The sequence below is a fragment of the Nocardioides sp. genome, from assembly GCF_035429765.1.
In the GTDB taxonomy this organism is placed as follows: domain Bacteria; phylum Actinomycetota; class Actinomycetes; order Propionibacteriales; family Nocardioidaceae; genus Nocardioides.
This window is the reverse complement of the sequence record NZ_DAOMFK010000267.1, coordinates 1-3357: the sequence shown is the minus strand read 5'-3', so window position 1 is coordinate 3357 and position 3357 is coordinate 1. Positions and strand designations below refer to the sequence as shown.

Genomic DNA, 3357 nt, shown 5'->3' with positions numbered 1-3357 from the left:
GACCGTCACCGACCGGGGCCGGGTCACCGGTCCAGCTCCTCGGCGATGCGCACGAACTCGCCGAGGCTGAGCGCCTCGCCGCGGGCCTGCGGGGCGACCCCGGCGCGCAGCAGGGCGGCCTCCGCCGCCTGACCGGAGCCGGCCAGTCCCCGCAGGGCGGCCCGGAGCATCTTGCGGCGCTGGGCGAAGGCGGCGTCGACCACCTGGAAGACGCGCTCCCGGGGGACCTCGGTCACCGGCGGGTCACGGCGGGTCCAGGCGACCAGGCCGGAGTCCACGTGCGGGGCCGGCCAGAAGACCGTCCGGCCGACGGCACCGGCGCGGCGGACCTCGGCGTACCACGCCGCCTTGACCGAGGGCACCCCGTAGGTCCTCGACCCGGGTGGGGCGGCCAGCCGGTCGGCCACCTCGGCCTGCACCATGACCAGGCCGTGCTGGAGCGAGGGCAGCAGGGCGAGGAGGTGGAGAAGCACGGGCACGGCGACGTTGTAGGGGAGGTTGGCCACCAGCGCGGTCGGCGCCGGTCCCGGCAGGTCGGCGACCCGCAGGGCGTCCGCCGCGACCACCTCGAGGCGGTCGGCCCGCTGGGGGGCGTACGCCGCGACGGTCGCCGGCAGCGCCCCGGCCAGCACCGGGTCCACCTCGACGGCGACGACGCGGTCGGCGGCCTCCAGCAGGCCCAGGGTCAGCGACCCCAGGCCCGGGCCCACCTCGACCACCACGTCGTCGGGACCGACGCCCGACTCGCGCACGATGCGGCGCACCGTGTTCGGGTCGATCACGAAGTTCTGCCCGCGCTGCTTCGGGGGGCGCAGGCCCAGGGCGGCGGCGAGCCTACGCACGTCCGCCGGGCCGAGGAGCCTCGGCCCGGCGGAGCGGTCGGTCGGAGCCCCCCCGGAGGGGGAGTCGGGCATGGCGCCAGCCTAGTGCGGCCGGCCCCGGATCAGCGGGGCAGCCCGAGCCGGGCGGCGCAGGCCGGCCACGCGCCGTACCCGCCACTGGCCGCCCGCACCTTCTCGGCGATGCGGATCTGCTCGGCCCGGCTGTTCTGGTGCGGGTACCCCGAGCCGCCGTAGGAGCGCCAGGTGCCCAGCGAGAACTGCAGGCCGCCGTAGTAGCCGTTGCCGGTGTTGATGGCCCAGTTGCCGCCCGCCTCGCACTGGGCGAGCGCGTCCCACACGGTGCCGCCGCCGGAGTAGTCGGGGGCCGGCTGCGGCTTGGTGCCCACCGTGACCAGCTGGCTCACGGGGGCCTTGGTCACCTCTTGGTCGAGCACCCGGCGGGCGACCAGGTGCCCGTTGCGGAAGGTGAGCCGGTAGGTGACGTCGCGGGCTCCCGGGACACCCGCGCGCTCCACCGTGCTCTCACCCTCGTACATGGTGGCGTCCTGGTGCTCCACCGTGGCGAAGTCGACCTGCTCACCGGTGACGTGCTTGGTGAGGATGCGGATCCGGGTGAGGACCAGCCGGTCACCGTCGGCGATGGGGGTCCCCAGCGCCGGCCGGACCTGGTCGTTCCGGCCGATCTCGACGCCCAGCTCGGCGAGGGCCTCGCGCACCGTCAGCGCGGTGAGCTCGCGCTTGACCAGCCGGTGGGCCCCGATCTTGACCTGCACACGCTTGGCGGTGACGATCTGCAGCTCCAGGCCGTCGCGGCCGATGGTGGCGCTGCGACTGGTCGACAGCTCGGCATCCCCGAAGGGCCGGCCGATCTCGGCCAGCGCGCTGGCCACCTGGGTCGAGGTGACCCAGTAGGTGCGCTCCTGGCCGTCGACGCTGAGCTGGAGCGGCCGGCCGAACCGGACGCTGATCTGGGAGCCGTCGACGATCTTCTCGTCGACGCCGGGGGCCACCAGGTCGTGCTCGCCCACCTCGATGCCCTGGGCGTCGAGGACGTCCCCGACGGTGTCGCCGAGGGCCGACACCTGGCGGGGCTGACCGTCCAGTGTGAGGGTCACCGAGGTGCTCAGCGCCTGGTAGCCCAGGACGCTCCCGGCGACGGCCAGGGCCACCACGGCCACCAGCCCGGTCAGCAGGACCCTGCTCCGCACCAGCTGTGCGATCCGAACGCGCACGATTCTCCGAACGTCGTACTCTCCGGGCCTCGGGCGTCGGCGCGTCCGTCCACGCCGGTCACCCGAGGGTGAGAGTCGCGAGCGGGGGTCTCGCTACGGCCCGCAGGCCGCCTGGTGCGCCGGCGGAATCAGTCCCGATCCCGGCCAACAATCACAGAACGATAACGGGGGCGGCACGGATGGCAAACTCGAACCCCCAGATTCAGCGCTCCGCGTGACGAGAGTCTCCTCCGCCGGGCGGGGCGAGCCGGCCGGTGGCGAGCGCCGCGGCCCGGTGCTTCTCGGGGAGCCCGGGTCCGGGCGTGGCGGTGACGTCGTCGAGGGTCAGCGGCGCCAGGCAGTGCTCGCACACCACGACCGCCCGGGTGTCGTGGTCGCAGGCACGGTGGTGCAGGACCACCGGCGGGCCGGCCGGGGCCAGCCACCGGTCGCCCCAGGCGGAGAGGGCGGCGAGCACCGGGAACAGGTCCGTGCCCTTCTCGGTGAGGAGGTACTCGTGGCGGACCGGCCGCTGCTGGTAGGGCACCTTCTCGAGGACCCCCTCCTCCACCAGCCGGCCCAGCCGCTGGGTCAGCACGTTGCGGCCGATGCCGAGGACCCGTTCGAAGTCGTCGAAGCGCCGGGTGCCGTAGAAGGCCTCGCGGAGCACCAGCGGCGTCCACCAGTCGCCCAGCAGGTCGACGCTGCGGGCGATCGAGCAGGGCCACTCGGCGAAGGAGGTGCGTCTCACAGCACCTCGATCCGCGCCGGGACCGACTTGTGCCAGGGGGTCCCGGCCCACTCGTCCCGGTCCTCGGTCGCGGTGAGGTCGTTGGGGGCGATGCCGGTCTGCTCCGGCCGGTCACCAGGGCCGGCGACCGCCAGCCCCATGCCGTTGGGCAGGGAGAGGTGGCCGGCGCGCATCCGGGGGGTGGGCGCCGCCACGACCTCCACCGAGCCGCGGCGGGTGCGCAGCCGCACCCGGTCGCCCGCCGCGACGCCCAGCCGAGCGGCGTCGGCCTCACTGAGCCGGAGGGCCCCCTGCGGGTCGCGCTTGCGCCAGCCGGGGTCACGGATGATCGTGTTCGCGGTGAACGCGCGGCGCTCCCCGGCTGAGAGCAGGAACGGCCACTCCTCGTCGGGGCCGGGGTCCGGCCGGTCCGCGAGGCCGGCGACCTGGGCCAGCAGCTCGGGTACGTCGAGCTGGATCCGGCGCCCGCCGAGCCGGCGCCAGGACTCGTCGTGGTCGTCGTCGGTGGTCACCACGCCCCAGGGGGTGGTGAGGATGGCGTCGAAGAGCCGTT

4 protein-coding genes are annotated in these 3357 nt (G+C 74.9%); all 4 read right to left on the bottom strand.

Annotation, left to right across the window (positions count from 1 at the left end):
- Positions 1 to 23 precede the first annotated feature (23 nt).
- A complete protein-coding gene (gene rsmA / locus PLP61_RS15910) occupies positions 24 to 914 on the bottom strand; it encodes a 16S rRNA (adenine(1518)-N(6)/adenine(1519)-N(6))-dimethyltransferase RsmA (protein WP_324503739.1) in 891 nt (296 codons plus the stop codon).
- A gap of 29 nt (positions 915 to 943) precedes the next feature.
- A complete protein-coding gene (locus PLP61_RS15905; protein ID WP_324503738.1) occupies positions 944 to 2074 on the bottom strand; it encodes a resuscitation-promoting factor in 1131 nt (376 codons plus the stop codon).
- Between the two features lie 202 nt (positions 2075 to 2276).
- Positions 2277 to 2804 (bottom strand): winged helix-turn-helix transcriptional regulator, encoded by a 528-nt coding sequence (locus tag PLP61_RS15900; protein WP_324503737.1) that lies wholly within the window; start codon positions 2802 to 2804, stop codon positions 2277 to 2279.
- Positions 2801 to 3357 (bottom strand): molybdopterin dinucleotide binding domain-containing protein (locus PLP61_RS15895; RefSeq protein ID WP_324503736.1); only part of this gene is annotated, 557 nt, incomplete at its 5' end. The genes PLP61_RS15900 and PLP61_RS15895, both read right to left, overlap by 4 nt.